Origin of the sequence: Aeromonas sp. 604443 (genome assembly GCF_049170315.1) — a bacterium.
Classification (GTDB): Bacteria; Pseudomonadota; Gammaproteobacteria; order Enterobacterales; family Aeromonadaceae; genus Aeromonas; species Aeromonas veronii_A.
The window spans coordinates 20,199-46,213 of record NZ_JAAKMI010000006.1 but is presented as its reverse complement, the minus strand read 5'-3'; the positions used below and the strand labels follow the sequence as shown (position 1 = coordinate 46,213).

The window sequence follows — 26,015 nt, the reverse complement described above, 5'->3', positions numbered from 1 at the left end:
CTGTCAGATAGCAACAGGGCGCCCTCGGGCGCCTTGTTGCTATCTGGCTGGTGGGTTGGCGGTGCCACTGCGCCCTCACCCTAACCCTCTCCCAAAGGGAGAGGGAACTGTTCGGCAGTGATCATCGCCAATCGGGCGCTAAATACACCATCCTCCAGCCGGGTGTCGATTTGCCAGCCCAGCTTCTCGCAGATGCGCTGGATGATGGTGAGGCCGCAGCCGTAGCCGAGGATCTGATCCGGCGCCGCCGCCGTCGGGTTGCTGATGGTGAGCACCGGGCCACACAGCTCGATGTCGATATGTCCCTCGGCATAGCTCAGGGCATTTTTCAGCAGGTTGCCGAGGGCGATGGCGAGCAGGGAGAGGGGGGCGTTTACTTCGCTGCTCTCATCCAGATTAAGCCGGATATCGAGGGCCTCCCGCTGCAACAGCGGAGCGAGGCGGGCCAGCTCCTGACGGATCAGCGGGGTCACCTGCTGCAGCGGTCGCTCCACTGCCTCCTTGCGGCCCAGCAGCAGGAAGGTCTCGGTGAGCAGCGCCATCTCGTCGGCGGCGGCGCGGATGCGGGTGGTGGCGCGGGCAGCTGGCGCGGGCAGATCCGTCACCTTGCCGAGCAGGGCGGCCGAGCCCTGGATCACCATGTTGGGGGTGCGCAGCTCGTGGCTGGCGAAGCGACTGAACTCCTGCTCGCGGGCGAATACCGCGCTCACCTCCTGTTTACCGGCCAACAGTGCCAGCTCGATATCCCGCAGCTCCTGCCAGGGGGCGTCGGGTTCGAAATCAGCCTGATCCGGGGTGAGGTGGGCGACCCTCTGTTGCAGCCGTTGCAGCGGCCCTGTGATATGGCGTACCAGCCAGATGCCGAAGCCGAGGCAGGCGAGCAGCAGGGTCACCCCGATCAGTCGGGTGGCCAGATGCAGCTTGTCCTCGTAGGGGTCGAGGTAGTCATCGGCGTCGTCATTGAACACCAGATAGAGCAGTCCCTCACCGGAGGGGTGACGGGCCACCAGAAAGTGTTTGTCCTCCTTGCCCAGCTGATGCTCGAAAAAGCCGGGAGTCTGGTAGGGCTTCAGCCATTTCGGCAAGCGGCCCGCCTCGGTCCAGTAGCTGGAGAACTGTCTGGGGCTCGGAGCCGCCGCAGCCGGGCCGAGTCGCAGCCAGTCATCGCTGTAGCGGGTCACTTCGGCTTCCAGCCAGTGGCGCAGGCTCAGCTCCTCCATCTTGTCCTCGGCCACCAGCATCAGGCCAGAGAGCAGGATCAGCAGCACCACCCCGGCGCCGCCGAGCGCCATGATCAGGCGGCGGCGCAGGCTCGGCAGGCTCATGCGCTCACCAGTCGGTAGCCCTGGCCGTGCAGGGTCTCCAGCATGGGAGTGGGGAAGGGTTTGTCGAGCGCGTTGCGCAGGGCGTAGATATGGCTGCGCAGGGCATCGGAGTCGGGCTCCTCATCCCCCCAGACGGTGTCGAGCACCTCCTGACGGCTGACGATGGCGGGGGCGCGGCGGGCCAGCAGGGCGAGGATCCGGAACGGGATCTTGCCGAGCTTGAGGGGAACGCCGGCACGAGTCGCCTGACCGCTGGCGGTATCGACCGTCAGATCGCCAAAGCTGATGGCCCCCACATCGCCGCGCGGGCCACGCAGACTCAGAGCTTGCAGCCGTACCTCCAGCTCCTCCATGGCGAACGGCTTGACCAGATAGTCATCCCCTCCCGCCTTGAAGCCCGCCAGCTTGTCTTCCAGGCTGTCGCGGGCGGTGAGAAACAGCACGGGAGTGGCAATCCCCTGCTCGCGCAGGCGCGCCACTGTGCTGAGGCCATCGAGGCGCGGCATCATCACATCCATGATGATGACGTCGAAACGCTGATCCTCCAGCAGTTGTAGCGCCGCCTGACCGTGATAGGCACAATCGAGGCGGTGACCGGCCAGCTCCAGATAATCCATGATGGTTTCCGCCACCTGAGGATTGTCTTCCACTACCAAAATCTTCATGCTTTGCTCTCCTGGTTGGCGAGCGTTTCACGCTCTTTTCACACCGGATTCGGCATCCTGTTTGCCAGTGTAACCCCGAGGATCCCTGATGAAGAAGTCTCTCTGCGCCTTCCTGTTGCTGATCTTGTTGCCACTTGGCACCGTACAGGCGACCGAATTCAAACTGACCGGCCGCACCACCTGGCAGCTTGGCCAGTTGATGGTCAACGGCATGCCGTTCGTGATCGACGACCAGACCCGCTTCAAGGATTGGCTCAACGAGGATGATCTCGGCGGTACCTGGGTCGAGATGAAGGGGGTGGTGGAGAACGGCGTGCGCTATGTGCGCAAGGTCGAAGCCCTCGACGAAGATGACAAGGACGAGATGGATCTGGAGGGGCCGGTCGAAGGGGGGCGGATCTGGGGCTACACCACCTCGGATAACAGTCTGGCGCCGTTCGAAGGGCGCTGGCTGGAGCTGGAGTGCAAGTTTGACGGCATGCGCCTGAGCCGTTGCCGCGAGGATGACTGATCCGATCTCTGCGTTCCGATTAGAAATGCTCCCGAATGAAGCCCATGCTTGTCCAGCATGGGCTTTTTGTTCAGGGACGAACGAAGATGGAACAATCGAGAAAGTGGTGTGCATGGATGCTGGGTGTGCCGCTCTGGGCGGCGCAGGCGGGAGCCGACGAATTGTGGCTGGTGGAGCTGGAGCACAGCGACGGCATCCGCCTGCAATTTCAGGGGGCCGAGGTGGAGCAGGGCAGTGCCGCCATCTGGCGGCAGGGGGAGATTTGGCCGCAGCCACTCAAACCCGGCGACCAGCTCGCCCTGCTGGTGGCCGATGGCGTTGCCACCCGGATTGAGCTGCTGGCCGCCAGAGCCCCGCTGGCCAATCAGCCCTGGCAGCGGGCGCAAGATCGCCTGCAATCCTTCGATGACCGGCAGCTCACGTTGGCCACCCTGGGCACTGTGCCACTCAATCCGCTGGTGCGCTGGATCAACGGTTCGGCCGCCGATCTGCATGCCGGGAGCGAGCTGGTATTGATCCGTTCGGCGAATGGAATATTGCAGGGAATTGAAGTGATCAATCCGGAAGAGTAATTCAGTATCTTCTTATTTAATATGGTTTCACCATATTGTGGCAGCCATTAAATAATGGCTGCCACAATATTTATGATTTATTCCTCAATAAAGTCATCACTCTAATTATTTTCTTATACCACCATTATTTTGTTTGTCATGGATGTTTTTTGGTGGTTTATTTCGCTTGTGTCAGGTTTTGTCGGAGTTCATCCCTGTCAAATGAAAAAGGATATTTCTACACAATAACAATTATCGTATGTCTGAAAGAGGGATAAATGATGAATAGAATAATTACCGCCAATCTGGCGTTTTTGGCATCTTCATTGATGCTCGCTCAGGTGCAGGCGGCTGAACCTGTCTACCCTGATCAGGTCAAGTGGGCGGGTCTTGGCACGGGCGTCTGTGCCAGTGGTTATCGTCCTCTGACCCGCGATGAAGCCATGAGTATCAAGGGTAATCTGGTCAGCCGCATGGGGCAGTGGCAGATCACCGGGCTGGCGGATCGCTGGGTGATTATGGGGCCGGGATATAATGGCGAAATCAAACAGGGCACTGCCGGAGAAACCTGGTGCTATCCCAACTCACCGGTTTCCGGAGAAATACCAACACTCTCTGTCTGGAATATTCCGGCGGGAGATGAAGTCGATGTGCAATGGCGGCTTGTCCATGACAATGATTATTTTATCAAGCCGGCCAGTTATCTCGCCCATTATTTGGGATATGCCTGGGTGGGGGGGAATCATAGCCCCTATGTCGGGGAAGATATGGACGTTACCCGGGTTGGCGATACCTGGCTGATAAAGGGAAATAATGACGGCGGCTGCTCCGGATATCGCTGTGGAGAGAAGAGCTCCATCACGGTGAGCAACTTCTCATATACTCTGGAACCTGACTCGTTTAGCCACGGTCAGGTTACCGAGAGTGGCAAGCAGCTGGTCAAGACCATCACGGCCAATGCGACCAACTACACCGACCTTCCCCAGCAGGTGGTGGTGACCCTGAAGTACGACAAGGCCACCAACTGGTCGAAGACCGACACCTACAGCCTGAGCGAGAAGGTGACCACCAAGAACAAGTTCCAGTGGCCGCTGGTGGGGGAGACCGAGCTTGCCATCGAGATTGCGGCGAGCCAGAGCTGGGCTTCCCAACACGGGGGCTCGACCACCGAGACCGTCTCGGTTGAAGCGCGTCCCACGGTGCCGCCTCACTCCAGCCTGCCGGTGCGGGTTGCCCTCTACAAGTCCAACATCTCCTACCCCTACGAGTTCAAGGCCGAGGTCAATTATGACCTGACCATGAAGGGCTTCCTGCGTTGGGGCGGCAATGCCTGGTATACCCATCCGGAGAATCGTCCGACCTGGGAGCACACCTTTGCCGTCGGCCCGTTCCGCGACAAGGCGAGCAGCATCCGTTACCAGTGGGACAAGCGTTATATCCCGGGTGAAGTGAAGTGGTGGGACTGGAACTGGACCATCAGCGAGTATGGCTTGTCGACCATGCAGAATAACCTGGGCCGTGTGCTGCGCCCGATCCGTTCGGCAGTGACCGGTGACTTCTATGCCGAGAGCCAGTTTGCCGGTGATATCGAGATTGGTCAGCCCCAGACCCGTTCCGCGAAGGCTGCGCAGTTGCGTAACTCCTCTGCTGAAGGTGTGGCTCTGACCGGTGTGGATCTGGACAGCGAGGCCCTTGCCAGCGAAGGGTTTGGCAACGTATCCCTGACCATAGCACCGGTTCAATAACCTCACTCGCAGGCCCCTTTCATGGGGGCCTGCATCACCTGCCGGCCATGGATCCCTCTCCGGATTGCCTATCTACCCCACTTCTCATATCACTCACTGTTACTGCCCGTGGCTCCTGATCCTGGTGGTCACTCCTGCGAAGGTGTTGACCCGTCTACAATAGGCGGGTTTATCCTCAGCCCGTTGGATGAAGGAACCCCTATGTTGACGATTACCCGGCTGGCCAGAGAACTGGGCCTGAGCCGCACCACCCTGCTCTATTACGAACGTCTCGGTTTACTGCTGCCCGCCCTGCGCGGGGAGAACGGCTATCGCCGCTATGGCGAGGCCGAGCTGGAACGGGGGCGGCAGATCGCCAGCTTTCGCGCCATGGGACTGCCGCTCGAAGAGATCGGCACCCTGCTGGCAGCGAGGCAGGAGAGCCACTCCTGCCTCGATGGTCACCTGCTGCGACTGGAGCAGGAGATCGCCGAGCTGAGGCGGCAACAGCGGGCCATCATCCTCTATCGCCAACAGACACACGAGGAGATCCCCATGGTAGACAAGGCACGCTGGGTTGCCATCATGCAGGCCGCAGGCATGACCGAAGAGATGATGCGCAACTGGCATATCCAGTTCGAGAAGATGGAGCCACAGGCCCATCAGGAATTCCTCGAATCCCTGCAGATCCCCGCCGCGGAGATCGCCGCCATCCGCACCTGGTCGCGCGGGGAGTAACCCGTCTGACCACTGCACCAGCCGTTGCCCCCATATTGTTAACGGCTTGTGCTTTGGATTTTCCCCCTTATACTGGCGCCATCTTGTCGGAGTGCTGACCGTCGAACGACGCGAAGCTGAGACCGTTAATTCGGGATCCGTGGAACCTGATCAGGTTAAAACCTGCGAAGGGAACAAGGGTAACTTGCGGGTTACCGCGCCGGGGGAGGAACAAGCCTCTTCCGCTCATCGAAGGGGTAACCCTGATGGGTCAGGGCGCACAGGAGGGAGTCTGTCCCGTCCGGTTGTCCAGCACGTGGGGCGCCTTGCCCACAATGTGCAGATAGCTGGAAGTGGCAGAACAGCGGCGCGGAGATCCATCCCGCACGCACTCCCTCCCGAGATAAACACCCCGCCGCAAGTTCATCTTCTCCTCGAACTCCAGACAAGCAAATACCCATAACTTCAACCAGTTAATGTGAGTTTTGCTATGTCTACTTCCGTATCTGATACCACCAAATCCAGCCGCCGCGAGCAGCGCTCCAGCGCTCAGGCCTTTATCGACAGCCTCAAGGGGATGGCTCACCCCAACTCCCGCCGCATCTTTATCGAAGGCTCCCGCGCCGATATCCGGGTACCCCTGCGGGAGATCCAGCTGGCCGATACCTTCGTCGGCGGCACCAAAGAAAATCCCCAATTCGAGCCCAACGAGCCGGTGCCGGTCTACGACACCTCGGGCCGTTACGGGGAGGAGGGGGTCGCCATCGATGTGCGCCGCGGTCTGCCGCGCCTGCGGGAAAACTGGGTGCTGGAGCGCGATGATACCGACGAACTGCCGGGACTCAGCTCTACCTTCACTCAGGAGCGGCTGGCCGATGAGGGGCTGGATCACCTGCGCTTCGAGCATCTGCCGAAACCGCGCCGCGCCAAGCCGGGCCGCCGGGTCACCCAGCTCCACTACGCCCGTGCCGGTATCGTTACTCCCGAGATGGAATTTATCGCCATTCGCGAGAACATGGGTCGCGAGCGGGTGCGCTCAGAGCTCCTGCGTACCCAGCATCCGGGCCGCGATTTCGGTGCCCGCCTGCCGGAAAATATCACCCCCGAATTTGTCCGTGATGAGGTGGCCGCCGGTCGCGCCATTATCCCCAGCAACATCAACCACCCGGAAGCGGAGCCGATGATCATCGGCCGCAATTTTCTGGTGAAGATCAACGCCAACATCGGCAACTCGGCGGTCACCTCCAGCATCGAAGAGGAGGTGGAGAAGCTGGTCTGGTCGACCCGCTGGGGCGCGGACACAGTGATGGATCTCTCCACCGGCCGCTATATCCACGAGACCCGCGAGTGGATCCTGCGCAACAGCCCGGTGCCCATCGGTACAGTGCCCATCTATCAGGCGCTGGAGAAAACCAACGGCATCGCCGAAGACCTCACCTGGGAGCTGTTCCGCGACACCCTGCTGGAGCAGGCCGAGCAGGGGGTGGACTATTTCACCATCCACGCTGGCGTCCTGCTGCGCTTTGTGCCGATGACCGCCAAACGCCTCACCGGCATCGTGTCGCGCGGCGGCAGCATCATGGCCAAGTGGTGCCTCTCCCACCACAAGGAGAACTTCCTCTACCAGCACTTCCGAGAAATTTGCGAGATCTGCGCCGCTTATGACGTGGCGCTGTCGCTGGGCGACGGTCTGCGTCCGGGCTCAGTCTATGACGCCAACGACGAGGCTCAGTTCGCCGAGCTGCGCACCCTGGGCGAGCTGACCAAAATTGCGTGGGAGTACGACGTACAGGTGATGATCGAGGGGCCGGGTCATGTGCCGATGCACATGATCGAGCGCAACATGACCGAGCAGCTGGAGCACTGCCACGAGGCGCCTTTCTACACCCTGGGCCCGCTCACCACCGATATCGCGCCGGGTTACGATCACTTCACCTCCGGCATCGGCGCCGCGCTTATCGGCTGGTACGGCTGCGCCATGCTCTGCTACGTCACCCCCAAGGAGCATCTGGGGCTGCCCAACAAGGAGGATGTGAAGCAGGGGCTGATCACCTACAAGATTGCCGCCCACGCCGCCGATCTGGCCAAGGGTCATCCGGGGGCCCAGATCCGCGACAACGCCATGTCCAAGGCGCGCTTCGAGTTTCGCTGGGAGGATCAGTTCAATCTGGCCCTCGACCCCGACACCGCTCGCGCCTACCACGACGAGACCCTGCCGCAGGAGTCCGGCAAGGTGGCTCACTTCTGCTCCATGTGCGGGCCCAAGTTCTGCTCCATGAAGATCACTCAGGACGTGCGTGACTACGCAGCAAAGCTGGAGGCCGTTGAGATCAAGCTGGTCGGTATGGATGGCCAGCAGGAGCAGGTGGTGGCTCAGGTGGAGAGCGGCATGGCCCGCATGGCCGAAACCTTCAAGGAGACCGGCGGCGAGATCTACCATCAGGCGGCGGCGCTGAAACAGGCTGCAGGGGAGGAGGCGTGAGCAGTGCAAGCGGGGCTGTCAGCCCCGCCGATCTGCTGCCTGTGACGGACTCGCTACCTGTGGTCTGGACCATCGCCGGTTCAGACTCCGGCGGCGGCGCCGGCATTCAGGCCGACTTGCACACATTGCACGACCTCGGCGTCCACGGCTGCTCGGTCATCTCCGCCATTACCGCCCAGAACTCGGTGGCGGTTAAGATGGTCGACCCTGTGCTGATGCAGACCTTCACCGCCCAGATCGACGCCCTCGGCGTCGATCTGCCGCCTGCCGCCATCAAGATCGGCCTGCTGCCGACCCGGCTCCATGTGGAGGTGCTGGCCCGCCGACTGGCGGCTACCCCGGCCCCCTTCGTGGTCTACGACCCGGTGGCCATTGCCAGCACCGGCACCCCGATGGCGGAGCCCAATATGCTGGCGGCGGTGCGCGAGCAGCTGTTGCCACGTCTGTCGCTCATCACCCCCAACGGCCCCGAATTGGAAGCCCTGACCGGACTGCCGGTCAGCAGCCCCGAACTGGTGCGCCTCGCCGCCCGCCGCCTGCGCGAACTCGGCGCCCGCGCCGTGCTGGTCAAGGGGGGCCATCTGGAGTGGAGCGGCGATCTCTGCCTCGACTACTACCAGGATGAGACCCGCGAATTCTGGCTGGCGGCGCCGCGCCTGAATACCCGCCACGGCCACGGCACCGGCTGCTGTTACGCCAGCGCCATCGCCGCCGTGGTGGCGCAGGATTATCCGGTAGAGGACGCCATCACCCTCGCTCGTGCTTACCTGCAACAGGGGCTGGCGGCGGCGCAGGGAGTGGGGGCAGGCCCGGGCCCCATCGCCCATCTTGGCTGGCCAGCCGATCTTGCCCACTTCCCCCGTGCCGTGCTGGCAGGGTCTGCCCTCGACCGTCGTTTCGGACTTTATGAGACAAGCAGCGCCCGCCTGCCGCAGGGCCCCTTTGCGCCGACCGAACACAACCTCGGCCTCTATCCTGTGGTCGATTCGGTCAAGTGGTTGCGCCGCCTGCTGGGGCAGGGGGTCAAGACCATCCAGCTGCGGATCAAGGATCTGCCCGCCGCTCAGGTAGCACCGGCCATTCGCGATGCGGTTGAGCTTGGTCGCCGTTATGGGGCGCGGCTTTTTATCAACGACTACTGGCAGCAGGCCATCGAGGCGGGGGCTTGGGGCGTGCACCTGGGGCAGGAGGATATGGATACGGCGGATCTCGCCGCCATTCAGGCGGCCGGGCTGCGTCTTGGCATCTCCACCCACGGCTACTTCGAGCTGATGCGTGCGCGCGAGCTGGCCCCCTCCTATATCGCGTTGGGGCATATCTTCCCGACCAACACCAAGGCGATGCCCTCCCGTCCGCAGGGGCTGGTGCGGCTGCATCGCTACCGCGCCCTGATGTGCGACTGGCCGACGGTGGCCATCGGCGGCATCAGCGAGGAGCGAGTGGCGGCGGTCAAGGCAAGCGGAGTCGGCAGTATCGCGCTGGTTTCGGCCATCACTGCCAGCGACGACTGGCAGGGGGCGACCGAGCGGCTGCTCGCCGCCGTGGGGGCGGGGGATGAGCCGCGCTCGGCCACCGTTATACGGGAGGCTGAACATGCTCTCTGATGCGGAATACCTCAGATACGGTCGCCAACTGATGCTGGCGGAAGTGGGGGAGGCCGGTCAGGCACGGCTCAAGGATAAATCCGTGCTGATCGTGGGCTTGGGCGGGCTTGGCTCACCGCTCGCCCTCTATCTGGCGGGGGCCGGGGTGGGTACCTTGTGGTTGGCCGATGGTGATACGGTGGATTCCAGCAACTTGCCGCGCCAGATCCTGTTCGATAGTGAGGCGGTCAACCACTCCAAGGCGGAGCTGGCCCGCGAACGCTTGGCCGCCCACAACCCGCTGGTGGAGCTGATTGCCATCAACCAGCGGCTCGATGCCGCCAGCCTGCCGGAGTTTGTGGCCGAGGTTGATCTGGTGATCGACTGCTGTGACAACCTCGCCACCCGCCAGGCCATCAACGTCGCCTGCGTGGCTCAGGGCAAGCCCTGGCTCTCCGCCGCCGCGGTGGGTTGGCAGGGGCAGCTGATGGCGCGCACCAGCACGGAGCACGCCTGCTATGCCTGCCTCTATCCGCTGGATACCAAGGTGAGCCAGAGCTGCGAGACCAGCGGCGTCACCGGCCCGCTGGTCGGAGTGATGGGCTCTTTGCAGGCGCTGGAGGCACTGAAACTGCTGCTCGGGATGCCGAGCCAGGTCGCCGGCACCCTGCGCCGTTTCGATGCCCTGAGCCATCAGTGGCAAACCCTCACTCTGGCCCCCGATCCCGATTGCCCGGTCTGCGGGCAGCGACGATGCCCGACACACGATAAGGAGATCACCCCATGACCTTGACCATTCGACTCAACGATAAAGCCCAGCCGCTTACGGCAGGGCAGAGCGTGGCCGATCTGCTGGCGGCGCAAGACGTTAATCCACAGGGGGTGGCGGTAGCCCTCAACGGCGCCGTGCTGCCCCGAGGCCGCTGGGCCGAGACCCGTCTCAATGACGGGGATGAACTTCACCTCTTCACCGCCATTGCGGGAGGCTGACTGACATGCTCAAAATTGCCGATCACACCTTCTCTTCGCGCCTCTTTACCGGCACCGGCAAGTTTGCCCGCCCGGAACTGATGGCCGCCGCCATCGAGGCGAGCGGCTCCCAACTGGTCACCATGGCCATCAAGCGGCTCGAACCGGGCAAGGCCCACGACGATATCCTGAGCCCCTTGCTGCAACTCGGGGTCAAGCTCTTGCCCAACACCTCCGGCGCCAAGACCGCCGCCGAGGCGGTGTTTGCCGCCCACCTCGCCCGCGAGGCGCTGGGGACGAACTGGCTGAAGCTGGAGATCCACCCCGACCCGCGCTATCTGCTGCCCGATCCCATCGAGACGCTGAAAGCCGCCGAGCTGCTGGTGAGAGAGGGCTTTGTGGTGCTGCCCTACTGCGGCGCCGACCCCGTGCTCTGCAAGCGGCTGGAAGAGGTGGGCTGCGCCGCCGTGATGCCGCTCGGTGCGCCCATCGGCTCCAATCAGGGGCTGGTGACCCGGGAGTTTCTCTCCATCATCGTCGAGCAGGCCAATGTGCCTGTGGTGGTGGATGCGGGGATCGGTGCACCGAGCCATGCGGCCGCTGCCTTTGAACTGGGCGCCGATGCCGTGCTGGTCAACACCGCCATTGCGGTGAGCGGCGATCCGGTCGCCATGGGCCGCGCCTTTGCACTGGCCTGCACCGCCGGTCGCAGCGCCTATGAAGCTGGCCTTGGCGCCCGCGCCCTGCAGGCGCAAGCCTCCAGCCCGCTCACCGATTTTCTGGGGGCGTTATGAGTCATGAAACAGGGGCGACCATGAACATCTCCCCCTTGCCCCAAGGGCTGCCAGAGGTTTGCCTCCCTCTCCCTCTGGGAGAGGGGCTGGGGGTGAGGGCGCCGGGGGGGAGGGCTAAGGAGCCTTCCTTTCTCGACCGCTGGTTCGAACTTGAGTGGGACGATATCGGCATGCAGATCCGCGCCAAAACTGCCGCCGATGTGGCCCGCGCCCTGAGTGCTCCGCGCCGCACTCTGGGCGATTTTATGGCGCTGATCTCCCCTGCCGCCGAAGTCTATCTGCCGCAGATGGCGGCCGAGGCCGAGCGGCTGACCCGCCAGCGCTTTGGCAACACCATCGGCTTCTATGTGCCGCTCTATCTGTCGAACCTCTGCGCCAACGACTGCACCTACTGCGGCTTCTCCATGAGCAACCGCCTCAAGCGCAAGACCTTGAATACAGAGGAGATTAAGCGCGAGTGTCTGGCCATCAAGGCGCGCGGTTTTGACAGCGTGCTGCTGGTGACCGGCGAGCACGAGCACAAGGTGGGGCTCGCCTATTTTCGCGAGGTGATGCCCATCATCCGCCGCCACTTCAGCACGGTGGGGATGGAGGTTCAGCCCCTCTCGCAGGCTGACTATGCCGAACTGAAGAGCCTCGGCCTCGATGCCGTCATGGTTTATCAGGAGACCTACCACGCCCCCACCTACGCCCGCCACCATCTGCGTGGCAACAAGCGGGATATCGCATGGCGCCTCGCCACGCCGGATCGGCTGGGCCGCGCCGGTATCGACAAAATCGGGTTGGGGGCGCTGATCGGCCTCTCCTCGGACTGGCGCGCCGACAGCTACTTTGTCGCCGAGCATCTGAGCTGGCTTGAGCGCCACCACTGGCAGAGCCGCTATTCCCTCTCCTTCCCGCGTCTGCGCCCCTGCACCGGCGCTCTGGAGCCTGCCGTGGTCATGTCGGATCGCCAGCTGGCTCAGCTGATCTGTGCCTGGCGCCTCTTCTCGCCCACGCTGGACTTGTCCCTCTCCACCCGCGAGTCGGCTACCTTTCGCAACGGCGCGGTGCGCCTTGGCATCACCCAGATGTCGGCCGAGTCGCGCACCCAGCCGGGTGGCTATGCCGAGGGGGATGCAGAGGAGTTGGAGCAGTTCGCCATCCACGACGACCGCCCGGTGGGGGAAGTGGCCGCCGCCGTGCGACAGGCGGGGTTGCAGCCGGTGTTTAAAGATTGGGAACCGTTTTTGGGTCGCTAAAGAGGCGTATCCCCAGTGATAACAGACGGCGGCAAGCAGATCGAAGGGGCAGATCCCCGCCACTGCTTGCCGCTTTGCTTTGTTTGCTCCAGCAGGATTGTCTCTCTGGTGTAACGATTGTCGTTGGCATTGTTTCGCTGGCGTAAAAATAGCTGTGGGTGAATGGAACTCTGTGCGAGGGGTTGCCTTATCCACCCTATGTCCGATTTTGAGCTGGGTTTAGGAACATAAAAGGGCTTCCAGTTCCTCTGTAGGCCATCGAGGTTGAACAATCAAAAACGAGATGACATTTTCTGGGTGGCTTGACAAATCAAAGAAAACGCAAGATCATGCAAGGACATTTCACCGAGCACCCTTCTGGGCTACACCAACTCCTTGTTAGAGGATCTCTAAGTATGCAAAAACCGTGGGAATTAAATCCGGCATTATCACAAGAGCGACTAAAACGACTTGCATCTCTTATCCGAGATGTCAGAGATGATGTTATTGACAGGCATGATGATGAACTTGGTGATACTGCCCGTGCGACAGGTATGAGAGCGTATGAGTGCTCGCGTAACAGAATTATTCGTGCGGCTGCAGATAATGCGGGATGGCCATGGCTTGGAATTGTCAAACCAGATGGAAAATTTACCTTCTCTGTTAGTTCTGTTCCCGTTCGGCTATATCGTGGGAGACCCTCTTGCCCAGAGGAACGCAGATTAATCCCTTCTGTTGAAGCGATGAAACAAATGTCGCTATTGCCCCCAGAGATTGGGGATGCCGCAACTGTGCTTTGGTTTTTTGCCATTGAAGTAGATGAGTTTCGCTATGTAGAACGAGTCACGTTTGCTGGTTTTCAGAATAGTGTTCAAGTTTCCTGTTGGGAAATTGCACTTGATGAGCGTGTAACAGCTTTGGGTCTTATTAACGAAGACCTTCCTGAGCCTATTAAAACTGATAAAGCATCTATCTCCATCAAGAGAAAAATCAAAAAAGTGGAGGATAGTGACAATGGTTAGTAGATTATGTCCATGACTTTCTATGGTGAGCGACTTCGTCTGGCTCGCATATTAAATGGCTTTACCCTGCAAGAGTTGGGTGAAGCTGTATCTGTATCTAGGCAAAGCATACATCAGTATGAAAGTGATATTCGTGCTCCTGCATCTGATGTCACGAATGCTCTTGCTGAGTATCTAAGAGTACAGCCAGATTTTTTTGAAAGACCTCTTTCTGGTGATGTGAAACCAGAACAATGCCATTTTAGAAAGAGACAGACCACCCCTGTGGGTGTGAAAGAACGAGTTCAGGCATACAGTACAATCCTTGAGCAATTAGTGACAGAGTTGCATGAGCATTTGGATATGCCTGAGAATAAATTTAATCTTATCGACAACAGTAAAATAGATGTATTAACTTCGCCGATAATTGAAAAGATTGCGGAAGGAGCAAGAGAACGATGGGGGCTATCGCTAGATGCACCCATCGATAATATGATCAATGTTGTTGAAAATCAGGGTGCAATTGTTACTTGCTTTGATGGTGTTTCTGAAAAGGTTGATGCTTTATCAGTTAATAGAAAATATCCAATAATAATTCGAAACTCCGCCAAAGAAAGTGTATGCAGAATGCGTTTTGATCTAGCCCATGAGTGTGGGCATCTAGTTATGCATGATGGGATTGAAACTGGTTGCAAGCAAACTGAACGTGAAGCGGATGCCTTTGCTAGTGCCTTTCTTTTTCCTCGAAGCTCTTTTGCAAGAGAGTTTCCATCTTGCTTGGGAAGAGATGGCATTATTAATTGGAAAAAAGTATACGATCTCAAGATTAGATGGAAGGTTAGTGCAAAGGCAATAATATATCGCGCCCATTTTTTGGGTTTTATTAACGCACAGCAATATAGAGGTGCCAATGTTTGGTTTAGTCAGACACGGCAAACAAGGAAAGAAAGATTAGATGATGAACTGGCTATGGAAGAGCCACATGTTTTACAGGAGAGTATCTCGTTACTTAAGAATGAATTAGGAATATCATTTGATATGCTTGCTAAAAAGCTTGGAGTACATGCAAGACTGTTAGCAGATATCTGTGGTGTTCACTATGAAGAAGTTGATGAGATTGAATTTGACGATGTAGTTGTTCCTTTCAACTTCTGACTATTATCGATGGCCCCTATAGGGGCCATTACATACAGTACGTAATTTATTTAAAAATGATTTCTTATAGTCTTTGTGAAAAATATCTACTCTAAATCTAAAAAATGTGTAACGATTTTTATAAGTCAGAGTGAACCTATCACTCTAGATAATAGTATTTTGCTTATCCAGTGTAATAATCTGACTTAGTGTTAATTTCTTTCTGCCAATTAAATAGTAGAGCTTGAAGTTTTTATTTTAGAGATGAAAAGGATTACTAGTCCCTGTTGCCAGATATTCCTATATCCAAAGTACGTAGGTTATCTTTTCCAACTCAAAGCTGCTTGAGGTATTCGGTTAGCGAGAAGGGCTGAGCAAATGCCTTCATGCCAGCCAACCTTTCCAGCTCTGTTTGGCCGACTTGTTGTAACTGGGTTTGCTGGGCGGGAGTGAGCGTGGTGGTTCTCGCCTTGATCGGGGTATCGAGAAAACTGCGGTCTCCCGCTACCGCCTGATGGAACGCCTTGATCGCCAGCGCATCCACTTCTGCTGCGGTGCAGCGCTCCATGCTTTTCTCATGCAGATAGATCAGCAAGGTCGCCTGCTGTTCCCTCTCCAGTGACCAGAAGAGGTCGCTTTTCGCGGGCAGTGTGGCGCTGTGTTGTGACTTGATCGCTTCGCACCGCTCAAATGCCGGATCCAGATCGTGTAGTGACAGGGCAAAGGCGCTGGCGCTGGTTGTAAGCAGTGCAAAGAGCAAGGCAAGGCGCCTGTAGAAGGAGAGGCTCCTGCTACCCGGCGCCTTGTCTATTGCAGGGCTGTTGCGGCTGCTCATCGGCTTATGACTGCTTTTTCAGAAAGTGACTGATATGCCCCGGCGGCATATCGGGCAGCTGGCCAAAGACTTCGTAACCCTGCTTCTGGTAGAAGGGGAGGGCCTGAAAACTGGTGGTTTCCAGATGGTAGTTGGTGATGCCTTTGCTTTGGGCGTACTGCTCCATGGCGCCGAGCAGGCGGCCGCCCCAGCCGTCGCGGCGGATGCTTTCGTCGATCCAGAGCCAGTCGACGTGCAGCCAGCCCCACTTGATGTCGGCGATGATGCCGCCGTGTACCTTGCCCTCTTTATCCTTGATAAAGCTTGCGATCCGCTCGCGCAGATGGGTGCCGGCGTGATCCTTGTTGAAGCCCGAGAGGCCAATGCGCAGCGCTTCGATCTCATCGTCCTGAGGCGGTTGGGGTGGGGTGAGTTGCATAGTGCTTCCTGCTTGAGTGTGATGATCTCTGTCGGGTTGCGACGTGTTGTGCGCCGGGCTTACCGCTGCGTTACTGTTGATGTTTTACCGACACTACCCTAACGGAATCGGGTGGAGCCGTGCCAGCTTTTTCGTGGGCCCAGGTTCGCCAGTCTCTGTCGCCCTGTGGTGGTGGGCGTATCGACCCCGCCGGGGTTTGTCCCTAGCATAAGGAGGATGCGGGGCAGGGGCTCCGCCATGCGGGCATGTGTTGATGCCCGTTTACGGATTTCTGGCGGAGAGAAAAGATGAAGCTGCGTTCCTTGTTGATGGTGGGGGCCCTGCTGCTGGGCGGTTGTGCGGTCAATCCCTACGGTGGTACTCAGGCTCCTGTCAGTGAACCCGATCAGCCAGTGAGCCAGCCGGACAAGCCGGTGACCAAACCGGATAGCGGGGACGTTCAGCCCAAGCCGGTGGCGCCGACCGGACTGGCGCAGGCCATGGCCGATCTCTTTGTGCAGGCCCCCGAGGTGCGGGAGCTGGCGCAAACCGGTCAGCCGGTGCTGCTGCTCACCCCGCCCCAGAACGGCACCGGCGAGCCGGTGGACACCCGCGCCATGGCGGCGGCCATGAGCAAGCGCATCCAGAGCAAGAGCGGTTTTCACTTTGTCGACCAAGGGCAGGTGGCAGCCATCACCGGCCAGCTGGAGTATCAGCAGGGCAGGATGAACCCGGCCTCCCTGGTGCGGCTTGGCCGTCAGACCGGCGCCGGCTACATGCTCTACGGGGATCTGTTGACAGAGGGGAGCCGTTATCGGTTGTCGATGACCCTGATGGAGCTGCGCAGCGGCGAGCTGATCTGGAGCGGTAGTCGCTCCGCCAGCCACTGAGCGGTCTGCGACCAATCAAAAAGAGGGTTGAGTGCCTGTGCGCTCAACCCTCTTCTCATTTCTGGCCCTATGCCTGATGGGGCTTGTCTCTAGCGGATTGCCGCTTCCAGCGCGGCTATCTCGCCGCCGCTGATAAGCGGCAGGTTGCGGCTGATCTGCTCCACCGGCCAGTCCCACCAGGCGATGGCGTTGAGACGGGCTATGGTGTCGTCGTCGAAGCGGTAGCGGATCACTTTGGCCGGGTTGCCGCCGACCACGGCGTAGGCGGGCACGTCACCGGTGACCACGGAGCGGGCGGCGATAATGGCGCCGTTGCCGACCTTTACCCCCGGCATGATCAGAGCCTCATAGCCAATCCAGACATCGTTGCCGATGACGGTATCCCCCTTGTAGGGGAGGCTGCCCGGGGCGGGTGCGGCATGCTCCCAGCCGTTGCCGAAGATAAAGAAAGGGTAGGTGGAGAAGCCGGAGGTCTGGTGGTTGGCGCCGTTCATGATGAACTTCACCCCGCGGGCGATGGCGCAGAACTTGCCGATGATGAGCTTGTCGCCGACGAAGGGGAAGTGGTAGAGGACGTTGCGCTCGAAGCCCGCCGAATCCTCCGGGTCGTCGTAATAGGTGTAGTCACCCACCTCGATATTGGGCCCCTTGATGGTGTTCTTGATAAAACACACCTGGGGGAAGCCATTCATGGGGTGGGGATTGGCGGGATCGGGTCCGTGCATCCGGGCTCCTTGGGTTGGCCGGGCTAGAGCGCCGGGAAGTAGCAGGCGCTCATGTCGATGGGGTGATCGGGGCAGCCAGGCAGATAGAATTGCCAGCCCGCATCGGAGAAGGCGCGCAGTTCGGTTTCGACAAACTTGATGGCGAGGCTCAGGGCCTGCAGGCTGTCGATGCCGTAGATAAAGGTTTTGTCGCTCAGCCCCGCCAGCTTCACCTTGCAGCGCCAGTCACCGCTGGCGGACTTGGGATCCGGCTCGGGGGCCTTGATGGCGATCTTGAGGGTGAGCTGTTCCCCTTCGGTACTGATAGCGTCGAAGCGGGCGGTAACGATGGCGTTTTTCATCTGGCGATTCCTTTTCCGTGGTACAGCCCCTGCGGTTGCGGGGGGGCTGGCGTTCCTGATGGCTGATGAGGTGAAAACTGGACTCGTGACGGCCAGCGTAAATGAACTTGTGAGTTGAAACAATGAGATATCATTGAGCGAGGGAGGGGCCATCCGCCACTGCGAACGGTCGCAAGTCAGAGCGGCGGTGGGCGCAGGCAATCCTTGCTGGCCGAGACGTCCGCATGCTGCTAGATGTAAAGGATTGTTGGCTATGACGGCAGATTTTTCTCCGTTGCCGATGAGGGCGAGTGAGTCCTTTTAAGGCAGAATATCTCCCCCCTGTTTGACCCTAACGTACAGGAGTCTCCGTGGCGCTTTCGGTAACCCAGCTTTATGAAGTGATGGCCCAACTGCCAGATCCCATCTTCATCCTCAGTGAAGATGGTTATTACGTGGAATATATCGGCGGCATGGAGCAGCAATCCTATCACGATGGCAATCCGCTGGCGGGCAAGCAACTGGCCGATGTGCTGCCACCCGAGATGGCCATGTGGGTCAAGGCACAGGTTGCCGAGTCACTGGCGAGCGGTCAGGTGCGGGTGGTGGAGTATGAGCTATCAGCAGCCGAGGTGGGGGGGATCAATGCCGCCGTCGGGCCGCAGGGGGTACAACGCTTCGAGGGCAAGATTGCCCCGCTGCCCTCCCTCTATGACGGCAAGCGGGCGGTGGCCTGGGTGACTCGCAATATTACCCGCCAGTACGAGTTGCAGCAGCGACTGCAGCGCCAGAGCGAGACCGATCAGCTGACCGGTCTCTACAACCGCCGCTTCTTCTTCGAGCACTGCCAGCCGCTGCGGACAGGGGAGGCGCCCTGTGGCCTTATCATGCTCGACATCGATCACTTCAAGCAGATCAACGATCACTACGGCCATCAGCAGGGAGATCGGGCCTTGCAGCGATTCAGTGGCTGCATCGATGCCCTGTTGCGGGCGGACGATCTCTTTGTGCGCAGCGGCGGCGAGGAGTTTCTTATCCTGTTGCCACGGATCGATGAGGCCGGTTTGCTGCAGATGGCGGAGCAGATCCGTGCCGCTGTCGAAGCATTGCCTGCCGATCCGGTCGCCATCACGGTCAGTCTGGGCACAACCCTGGTGCAGCCGGAGGAGGAGATCAATCAGGCGCTGGCCCGGGCCGACGAGTGGCTCTATCAGGCCAAGCGGGCAGGGCGCAACCGGGTGGCACACTGCCCGGCACGCTGAGCTGATTGGTCCTGTTATTGGCAGACATCACCTTTCCTTTTGCCATAAATAAATTGGCTGACATCACTGTCAATTAGTAGAAAAGTTGGCCGTATTATTTCACTGATATTCCACAGCTTAAGGTGTTAATATTATCGGCCTGATCGCTGGTCTTATTTGTGTTGTTGGGCAACAGGATGAGGTTTTATCGGTATGTTATCAAAAGGGTTTGGATCTGGTTCTGGATGACGAATGTGACACATTTCATTGTCTTTTGAAACAATCCGATTCAAACGGTCATGAATTATTAACCTTGACCAGGTTGGCGATTTCAACGATGGTAGCGTGGCAGCTCCGTTTCCCTCCGGTGGCCCTGTTGGCTACTGGCGGCGTTGTTCTTTCACGAACAGGGCGATCTGCCATGACATATCGCCAGCCTGTTATTCGGGCCAATAAAAATAATGATGACAGACTAATAAGGTATATATTGCAATGAGTGTTTCTATTGCTGAAAAGAGTCACCCTGTTTCAAAATTGAAATGGGAGAAAAGCGATTCGGTATGGACCATGGGCTTATATGCCACTGCTGTTGGTGCCGGTACGTTATTTCTCCCTATTACTGTCGGCAGTAATTCCCCGGTTATTTTGCTGTTTATATTATTGCTGGCTTTTCCGCTTTCTTATTATTCCCACCGGGCATTGAGCCGCTTTGTGCTCTCCAGTTCCCATAAGGAGGGGGATATCACCCATGTGGTGGAGGAGCACTTCGGTGCCAGGGCGGGCAAGCTGCTGATGCTGGTCTATCTGATGGCCTTCTACCCCATCATTCTGGTTTACAGCATCTCCATCACCAATGCGATCCAGAGCTTCGTGGTACATCAGCTGGGGGATGCCGCGCTTCCCCGCGGCTTGCTGGTGCTGGGGGTGATGCTGGGTCTGCATCTGATCCTGCTGGCCGGCAAACAGATCGTGGTGTCGGCCATCAGCGTGCTGGCTCTGCCGATGGTCGCCTTTCTGATTGGCCTCTCCATCTATCTGCTGCCCCAGTGGAGCCTCTCCTATTTCACAGAGAGTCAGGCAGTGGAGTGGCGTGACCCGGCGTTCTGGAAATCCCTCTGGCTGATCGTGCCGGTGATGGTGTTCTCTTTCAGCCATGCGCCCATTATCTCCTCCTTCAGTGCGGCGCAGAAAAAGCGCTGTCAGGAGAGTGCCGACCTGCGTGCCAAGCGGATCATCAAGTACAGCAGCATGTTGATTTGCGGCAGCGTGCTCTTCTTCGTGGTGAGCTGCGTGATGAGCCTGAGTCAGGCCGAGATGGCGCTGGCCCGCACCGACAATATCTCGGTGCTGTCGGCGCTGGCGAACAAGTTTTCCAATCCGCTGATCGCCTATGTAGGGCCGCTTATCGCCATTCTGGCCATGTCCAAATCCTTCCTCGGCACCTCCATGGGGGTTAGCGAGGGGACTGTGAGCATGGTGAGCGGTGCCTGTCAGGGGCTGGGGCTCTCCCTCAAGGAGTCGACCATCGCCCGGGTGTCGTCGGTGATCCTGTTTATGGTGACCGCCCTCATCACCTATCTGAACCCCAATGTGCTCGACATCATCGAGCGCGTCAGTGGCCCGCTGATCGCGGTGATCCTGTTTCTGCTGCCAGCCTGCTCCATCTATCGCTTGCCCGCACTCAAGCGTTATCGCGGGCCGAGTACCCTTTTTGTGTTGGTGATGGGGCTGCTTGCCATCTCGGCCCTTATCTACGATCTGCTTTGACCGGGCAGTATCCCGCACAAATCCAAAAGGGCGACCATCTGGTCGCCCTTTTTCTGTGCATCGGGGTTAGCCGAGCAGGCCGGTGGCGCTCTGGCCCGCCATCAGCAAGCCGAGGGCCAGCACGCTGAACCAGACCAGGGTTGCGCTTACCAGCAGATAGCCGCTGGCAACGAACAGACCGTCCCGCTGCAACATGCCGGTGGCCAGCAGCAGGATGGCCCAGGCAGGCATGGCGTTGGTGAAGGGGATGGCGCCCAGGGGTAGCATCAGCAGCAGGGCGGCCAGCATGATCAGCAGACCGTTGCAGCGGTTGACCGTGCTGCTGCCGGTCAGCACCAGCAGACGCGGGCGGATAACGCGATCGACACGGGCCAGCAGATCTGCCCCCTTGTGCAGGGTCGGCTTGAGCTGGTCGGCGGCGAAGCGGCGCTCCATCAGGATGGCGGGTAGCCAGGGCACCCGGTTGAGGGTGATGCCTATACCGATAAAAAGGATCAGCAGGCCAAACGGGGTGCTGACACCGGGGATGGAGACCGGCAACAGAAAGGGGACGGTGAGCAGCACGCAAAACAGCAGCATGCCCTGTTCGCCCACCAGCTCCAGCATCTGGCGCAGGCTGATGTGGCTTTCGTCGATGGCGTGCGCGGTGGCCCGCAGGGTATCCGCGAGGGTGGTTTGGGGGTCGTGAAGTTGCGCGGCAACCATTCCCTGATGTCCTTCTGAGTGGTGATGACTGGTCCCTATGACCCGCTTTGGCGCCAGCATACGTGGCAGAGGTTAACCGTCGATGAATGGTGGCGGGGAGTACGGCAAGGCCACAATGGTACTGCTTTGCCGCGCCATCGATGAGTGTGATCCCCCCCATGAAAGTGATCCGGTACAGCCGCCGTTTAGGATGGGCCTAGGACGCCTCTGGTATGCTTTCTGCACAATCACACAGGGAGCAGGGGATGATGATGAAGAGAGCCGGGATAGTGATGATGGGGCTGTTGCTGCCACTGGGTCAGGCCTGGAGTAGTGAGGCAGCAACCACATCCGGTTGGCAGGTGACGCCGTTTTTCGGCTACAGCTCAGCCATCGACTTCGAGAAGAGTGACGAGGTGGTGCAGCCGGTCTCGCGCTCGGCCTCGCTCGATTCACTGCAGGGGCAGGGCTCTGGCAGTTGGGGTCTCTTTATCAGCAAGGAGGTGGATGATCCGGGCATGATCGAGCTGCTCTACAGCCATCAGTCCACCACCCTCTCTCCCGACCAGCCGGATCGCCTGACGGTGGACATCCTGCACTTTGCCGGTGCTCTGACCCTCTCTGACAACCTGATGGCGCCCTATATCGGCGCCGGGATCGGGGTGACCCGCTTTGCCGCTTACGACAGCGAGGTGACCCCTTCCATGTCGCTGGCGCTCGGGGTGCAACCGCGCCTCGCCGAGCATCTGGCGCTGCGGGCCGAGGTGCGCGGTTATGGCTCGCTGGTTAACGACAACAACCAGTTTCTCTGCAACCCGGAGCAGTGCGTGTTCAAGGTACGCGGGGAGCTGGTGACCCAGTGGCAGGCCAATCTCGGTCTTACCTTCCGCTTTTAGGCGGGGGGATTTCCCCCCATAAAACAGGGGCCCCTGGGCCCCTGTTTCAGCAGCAATGTTCCGCAGTGACCGGCAATCAACCGGCAGCTCTTCACGCCTCTTTATTAGTCGGCGTCGCCCATACCGCGCAGTTTCTACCCGCCTCCTTGGCGCCATAAAGCGCCTGATCCACCCGTTTGAACAGCGAGACGGCCGGCTCCCCGGGCTCGCGGATCCCCATCCCCAGACTGACCGTCATGGTATGGGTCGGGTCGGGGGCTATGGTGCGGGTCGCAGTGAGCAGGGTGTTGGTCAGTTGCTGCAAATCGGCTTCGTGAGCGACGGGCAGCAGCAGGGCAAACTCTTCACCACCGACACGGGCCGCCAGCGCACCCGGTGGGCAGTGCTGTTGCAACAGCTCGCCAAACTGCTGCAGCACCCGATCCCCGATATCGTGGCCGTAGTTGTCATTGATCCGCTTGAAGTGATCCAGGTCCAGCAGGATGAGGGCATGGCAAACCCCTTGCTCCAGAAACAGCTGCTGATGAAAGTAGCGCCGGTTTGGCAGCTTGGTCAGATCGTCAAACAGCGCCTGCTCTCTGAGCCGGGTATTGATATGAAAGAGGTGGTGCATGGTGCTCAGGATGCCGATGCTGCTGAGCAGGATGCCGCTGGAGCGCAGCAGATCCTCGGCATAGATGGCGAGCCAGAGCGGCTGCGCCACCAGCTCATCCATGATGTCGGCGGTGGCCCCCATGATCCACAGCATCAGACCGCAGGAGAGCATGCGGTAGGTGTGGGTGGGCAGGTGGGCGCACTGCACCACCCAGAACAGGAACAGCATGGTGAGCCAGTTGATCACCTCGAAGCCAAAGCTGACGGCGTAAAAGCGCTCGTAGGGGAAGTGGGGCAGCAGCAACAGATGAAGGGTCATGATGGCCAGCATCAATCCCCCCAGCAACAAGATGTGGGAACGATGCTCCCGATCGAGCTGATGGTAGTGGGAGAGGCTGATATCGAGACGATCAAACTGCATGGTGTTCCTCGGATTGTGCCCGCCATCACGTTGCAAACAAGGCACTGCGTAATGGTATGCCGTAGTCGGATAACAGAAACGGCTGGTCTGCCAGTGTAAACGAGTTGGCCCGCAGCGCGCGATATCGAGGGCTTCAGCTTGTGGGCTGGTTCAGGATTTGCGCATTTGTGGTGCGCCGGCCATGCCCTGCCCTGTGACAGGGCGGTTCAGTACCGGTTAGCGCAGAGCGTGCGCCATTTTGGTGCGTTAGCGATGGCTGAGATAGTTAATTTAATGATTTTTAAGGATTTAAAATTATGGCCCACTTTATGCTTTTTACATGTCAGACGGTCTCTTGCGCTCATCGGCGGCAGACGCAGTGATGAGGAAGTGGCAAGAGGCATCCCCGTGCCGGGCGCGGGTGTGATTCTGGCGGGTTGCAGCAACACCTTGCGGTTCGCCACAGATTCAATCAGGGAAACGGAGCCGGTCTTGTACCGGTACGACAGGGAAGGAGAGTGCTCTATGGTCAAAAAATGGATGATGGCGGGTCTGACGATGTTGCCTGCCTTGCTGGTTACCCCAAGTTGGGCCGAAGAGGTCGCTCAGGTACAGGCGGCGGTGGCTCCGGTTGCCGCCATGACAATCAACAAGGGTGACAACACCTGGATGCTGCTCTCGGCGGCGCTGGTGATCCTAATGTCGATCCCCGGTCTGGCCCTCTTCTACGGTGGTCTGGTACGGGCCAAAAACATGCTGAGCGTGCTGATGCAGGTCTTTACCCTGTTCTGCCTCATCTGCGTGCTCTGGGTGATCTACGGTTATTCGCTGGCCTTTACCGAGGGGGGCAATTTCTATGGCTCCTTCAGCAAGGTGCTGCTCAAGGGGGTGACCCCTGACTCCATCGCCGCCACCTTCAGCAAGGGTGTCGGGATCAGCGAGCTGATCTATGTGGTGTTCCAGGGGGCCTTTGCCGCCATCACCTGCGGCCTTATCGTGGGGGCGTTTGCCGAGCGCATCAAGTTTGCCGCCGTGCTGCTCTTCTCGGTGATCTGGTTCACCTTCGCCTATATCCCGCTGGCTCATATGGTGTGGTATTGGGCGGGTCCGGATGCCTATACCAGCGCCGAAGCCGCAGCAACCGCGACCGCAACTGCCGGGTATCTGTTCCAGCATGGTGCGCTGGACTTTGCAGGCGGCACAGTGGTGCACATCAACGCCGCCGTGGCGGGTCTGGTGGGGGCCTATCTGGTGGGCAAGCGTCTGGGCTACGGTCGTGATCCCATGACCCCCCACAGCCTGACCATGACCATGATCGGCGCCTCCCTGCTCTGGTTCGGCTGGTTCGGTTTCAACGCGGGCTCCGCGCTGGAAGCCAACGGGGTGGCTGCGCTCGCCTTTATCAACACCTGGGTGGCACCGGCTGCGGCAGCTCTGTCATGGACGTTGGCCGAGTGGGTGATGAAGGGGCGTCCCTCCCTGCTGGGTGCGGCGTCCGGAGCGGTGTCCGGTCTGGTGATGATCACCCCGGCGGCCGGGTTTGTCGGTGTCGGTGGCGCGCTGGTGATGGGTCTTGTCAGTGGTGTGGCCGGTCTGTGGGGCGTCCACGGTCTCAAGCGTCTGCTGGGGGCCGATGACAGCCTGGATGTCTTCGGTCTGCACGGGGTGTGCGGCATTCTCGGCGCCCTGCTGACCGGCGTCTTTGCCAGCCCGGATCTGGGCGGCACCGGGGTGTGGGACTATGTCACCAATCAGGTTGCCGATGGCTACTCCATTCTGACTCAGGTGAAGATCCAGGCCATCGGGGTCGGTGTCACCCTGTTCTGGTCCGGTGCCGTGGCGGCGATTGCCTTCAAGGCGGTCGACATGCTGGTGGGTCTGCGGGTGAACGGCGATGCCGAGCGGGAAGGGCTGGATGTCACCTCCCACGGCGAGAAGGCTTACAGCATGTAATCCCGAATGCCAGACAACAAAAAACCGCCGGAACCGGCGGTTTTTTTATGACTCTAAAGCTGCAAAGCCTGAGTTCACACGCTTAGTTCACGACGGCCACGTTGATGCTGCCATTGCCCTGGGTCATGCGCACGCGAGCACCCGGGGTGAAGGTGGGGCTGGCTTTCTGCACGACCACGATGGCTTCGCCGTTCTCTTTCTTGATCTCCAGCTCGACGCCGTCGACCTGGTTGAGTTTGTCGCCAGCGGCCTTGCCGGCTGCCGCGCCGGCAATGGCACCACCTGCTGTGGCGATATCACGGCCGGTGCCGCCGCCTATGGTGCTGCCCAGCAGGCCGCCGACTACGGCGCCGCCAATGGTGCCAATCAGGGAGTTCTCATCGGCCTGGATCTTCACCGGGCGGGTGGAGATGATGGTGCCATAGCTGACGGTTTGTACCTGCTTGGCACGGTCTTTGGTGTAGACATCGCCAGAGTAGACATCGCTGTTGGCGCAACCGGTGACGGTAGTGGCGGCCAGCAGGGCAATAAGGGTCATACGTTTCAACATGATGGGCCTCCAAGGCTGAATAGAATTCAAACAATCAGTTTGATGAATTGAACTTTACTCCAAGCAAGCGGGACATGAAATCGGCAA

At 59.5% G+C, this 26,015-nt stretch carries 26 protein-coding genes and 1 riboswitch; of the genes, 17 read left to right on the top strand and 9 right to left on the bottom strand.

Features of this window, described 5'->3' with window-relative positions:
- Positions 1–80: 80 nt before the first annotated feature.
- Together G5380_RS10555 and G5380_RS10550 are read right to left on the bottom strand one after the other, a co-directional pair.
- Positions 81–1,325 carry a sensor histidine kinase gene (locus G5380_RS10555; RefSeq protein WP_107682220.1) on the bottom strand — a complete coding sequence of 415 codons (1,245 nt, stop codon included), beginning with the start codon at positions 1,323–1,325 and terminating at the stop codon, positions 81–83.
- On the bottom strand, positions 1,322–1,990 hold the full coding sequence (locus G5380_RS10550; RefSeq protein ID WP_236294152.1) for a response regulator transcription factor: 669 nt from the start codon (positions 1,988–1,990) through the stop codon (positions 1,322–1,324). The genes G5380_RS10555 and G5380_RS10550 overlap by 4 nt, the downstream gene beginning before the upstream one ends.
- An 88-nt stretch (positions 1,991–2,078) precedes the next feature.
- On the opposite strand from G5380_RS10550, the gene G5380_RS10545 reads away from it, so the two are divergent.
- The 12 genes from G5380_RS10545 (at position 2,079) to G5380_RS10490 (ending at position 14,697) form a co-directional block, all read left to right on the top strand.
- Entirely contained in the window at positions 2,079–2,501 is a 423-nt protein-coding gene (locus G5380_RS10545) for a hypothetical protein (protein WP_236294153.1), read from the top strand.
- A gap of 86 nt (positions 2,502–2,587) precedes the next feature.
- Positions 2,588–3,073: a hypothetical protein gene (locus tag G5380_RS10540; RefSeq protein ID WP_421352725.1), complete on the top strand. Its 486-nt coding sequence runs from the start codon at positions 2,588–2,590 to the stop codon at positions 3,071–3,073.
- A gap of 260 nt (positions 3,074–3,333) precedes the next feature.
- Positions 3,334–4,797, top strand: a complete 1,464-nt coding sequence (aerA, locus tag G5380_RS10535) for an aerolysin AerA (protein WP_421352754.1) — start codon at positions 3,334–3,336, stop codon at positions 4,795–4,797.
- Positions 4,798–4,998: 201 nt separating this feature from the next.
- Positions 4,999–5,514 (top strand): MerR family transcriptional regulator, encoded by a 516-nt coding sequence (locus tag G5380_RS10530; protein WP_005342946.1) that lies wholly within the window; start codon positions 4,999–5,001, stop codon positions 5,512–5,514.
- A 77-nt stretch (positions 5,515–5,591) separates the two neighbouring features.
- Positions 5,592–5,704: riboswitch (TPP riboswitch) on the top strand.
- A 279-nt stretch (positions 5,705–5,983) separates the two neighbouring features.
- Complete coding sequence (gene thiC, locus G5380_RS10525) at positions 5,984–7,975, top strand: phosphomethylpyrimidine synthase ThiC (RefSeq protein WP_159158074.1); 1,992 nt, start codon at positions 5,984–5,986, stop codon at positions 7,973–7,975.
- Positions 7,972–9,579, top strand: coding sequence for a thiamine phosphate synthase (thiE, locus tag G5380_RS10520; protein WP_421352724.1), 1,608 nt, complete (start codon positions 7,972–7,974; stop codon positions 9,577–9,579). Before thiC ends, thiE begins: the two co-directional genes overlap by 4 nt.
- The gene (locus tag G5380_RS10515) at positions 9,569–10,345 is read left to right on the top strand and encodes a HesA/MoeB/ThiF family protein (protein WP_421352723.1); all 777 of its coding nucleotides are present in this window, start codon (positions 9,569–9,571) and stop codon (positions 10,343–10,345) included. Before thiE ends, G5380_RS10515 begins: the two co-directional genes overlap by 11 nt.
- Positions 10,342–10,548, top strand: coding sequence for a sulfur carrier protein ThiS (gene thiS / locus G5380_RS10510; RefSeq protein WP_069555221.1), 207 nt, complete (start codon positions 10,342–10,344; stop codon positions 10,546–10,548). Before G5380_RS10515 ends, thiS begins: the two co-directional genes overlap by 4 nt.
- A gap of 5 nt (positions 10,549–10,553) precedes the next feature.
- Positions 10,554–11,321 carry a thiazole synthase gene (locus G5380_RS10505; RefSeq protein WP_201968236.1) on the top strand — a complete coding sequence of 256 codons (768 nt, stop codon included), beginning with the start codon at positions 10,554–10,556 and terminating at the stop codon, positions 11,319–11,321.
- A gap of 20 nt (positions 11,322–11,341) precedes the next feature.
- Entirely contained in the window at positions 11,342–12,562 is a 1,221-nt protein-coding gene (gene thiH, locus G5380_RS10500; RefSeq protein WP_421352753.1) for a 2-iminoacetate synthase ThiH, read from the top strand.
- A 395-nt stretch (positions 12,563–12,957) separates the two neighbouring features.
- On the top strand, positions 12,958–13,563 hold the full coding sequence (locus G5380_RS10495; protein ID WP_005348717.1) for a hypothetical protein: 606 nt from the start codon (positions 12,958–12,960) through the stop codon (positions 13,561–13,563).
- Positions 13,564–13,575: 12 nt separating this feature from the next.
- A complete protein-coding gene (locus G5380_RS10490; protein ID WP_005348719.1) occupies positions 13,576–14,697 on the top strand; it encodes a helix-turn-helix domain-containing protein in 1,122 nt (373 codons plus the stop codon).
- A gap of 313 nt (positions 14,698–15,010) precedes the next feature.
- Here G5380_RS10490 and G5380_RS10485 read toward each other — a convergent pair whose 3' ends face one another.
- Together G5380_RS10485 and G5380_RS10480 are read right to left on the bottom strand one after the other, a co-directional pair.
- Positions 15,011–15,511 carry a hypothetical protein gene (locus G5380_RS10485; protein WP_421352722.1) on the bottom strand — a complete coding sequence of 167 codons (501 nt, stop codon included), beginning with the start codon at positions 15,509–15,511 and terminating at the stop codon, positions 15,011–15,013.
- A 4-nt stretch (positions 15,512–15,515) separates the two neighbouring features.
- Positions 15,516–15,929 carry a GNAT family N-acetyltransferase gene (locus G5380_RS10480; protein WP_266134587.1) on the bottom strand — a complete coding sequence of 138 codons (414 nt, stop codon included), beginning with the start codon at positions 15,927–15,929 and terminating at the stop codon, positions 15,516–15,518.
- Positions 15,930–16,216: 287 nt separating this feature from the next.
- Here G5380_RS10480 and G5380_RS10475 point away from each other — a divergent pair, with 287 nt between their 5' ends.
- Complete coding sequence (locus G5380_RS10475) at positions 16,217–16,798, top strand: penicillin-binding protein activator LpoB (protein WP_323912377.1); 582 nt, start codon at positions 16,217–16,219, stop codon at positions 16,796–16,798.
- A gap of 89 nt (positions 16,799–16,887) precedes the next feature.
- Here G5380_RS10475 and G5380_RS10470 read toward each other — a convergent pair whose 3' ends face one another.
- Both G5380_RS10470 and G5380_RS10465 read right to left on the bottom strand, forming a co-directional pair.
- Positions 16,888–17,523 (bottom strand): Vat family streptogramin A O-acetyltransferase, encoded by a 636-nt coding sequence (locus tag G5380_RS10470; RefSeq protein WP_323912379.1) that lies wholly within the window; start codon positions 17,521–17,523, stop codon positions 16,888–16,890.
- Positions 17,524–17,546: 23 nt separating this feature from the next.
- On the bottom strand, positions 17,547–17,864 hold the full coding sequence (locus tag G5380_RS10465; RefSeq protein ID WP_058056329.1) for a DUF6968 family protein: 318 nt from the start codon (positions 17,862–17,864) through the stop codon (positions 17,547–17,549).
- Positions 17,865–18,214: 350 nt separating this feature from the next.
- On the opposite strand from G5380_RS10465, the gene G5380_RS10460 reads away from it, so the two are divergent.
- Positions 18,215–19,105 (top strand): sensor domain-containing diguanylate cyclase, encoded by an 891-nt coding sequence (locus tag G5380_RS10460; protein ID WP_159158084.1) that lies wholly within the window; start codon positions 18,215–18,217, stop codon positions 19,103–19,105.
- A gap of 690 nt (positions 19,106–19,795) precedes the next feature.
- A complete protein-coding gene (locus G5380_RS10455) occupies positions 19,796–20,851 on the top strand; it encodes an amino acid permease (protein WP_227341499.1) in 1,056 nt (351 codons plus the stop codon).
- A gap of 66 nt (positions 20,852–20,917) precedes the next feature.
- Here G5380_RS10455 and G5380_RS10450 read toward each other — a convergent pair whose 3' ends face one another.
- Positions 20,918–21,556, bottom strand: coding sequence for an exopolysaccharide biosynthesis protein (locus G5380_RS10450; RefSeq protein ID WP_227341498.1), 639 nt, complete (start codon positions 21,554–21,556; stop codon positions 20,918–20,920).
- 251 nt (positions 21,557–21,807) lie between these two features.
- Between G5380_RS10450 and G5380_RS10445 the strand changes: the two genes are divergently transcribed.
- The gene (locus tag G5380_RS10445; protein WP_266134616.1) at positions 21,808–22,431 is read left to right on the top strand and encodes an outer membrane beta-barrel protein; all 624 of its coding nucleotides are present in this window, start codon (positions 21,808–21,810) and stop codon (positions 22,429–22,431) included.
- Positions 22,432–22,522: 91 nt separating this feature from the next.
- Here G5380_RS10445 and G5380_RS10440 read toward each other — a convergent pair whose 3' ends face one another.
- Positions 22,523–23,446, bottom strand: a complete 924-nt coding sequence (locus G5380_RS10440; RefSeq protein ID WP_216979592.1) for a GGDEF domain-containing protein — start codon at positions 23,444–23,446, stop codon at positions 22,523–22,525.
- Between the two features lie 504 nt (positions 23,447–23,950).
- Between G5380_RS10440 and amt the strand changes: the two genes are divergently transcribed.
- Positions 23,951–25,378: an ammonium transporter gene (amt, locus tag G5380_RS10435; RefSeq protein ID WP_266134591.1), complete on the top strand. Its 1,428-nt coding sequence runs from the start codon at positions 23,951–23,953 to the stop codon at positions 25,376–25,378.
- 82 nt (positions 25,379–25,460) lie between these two features.
- Here amt and G5380_RS10430 read toward each other — a convergent pair whose 3' ends face one another.
- A complete protein-coding gene (locus G5380_RS10430) occupies positions 25,461–25,928 on the bottom strand; it encodes a glycine zipper 2TM domain-containing protein (protein ID WP_266134592.1) in 468 nt (155 codons plus the stop codon).
- Positions 25,929–26,015 lie beyond the last annotated feature (87 nt).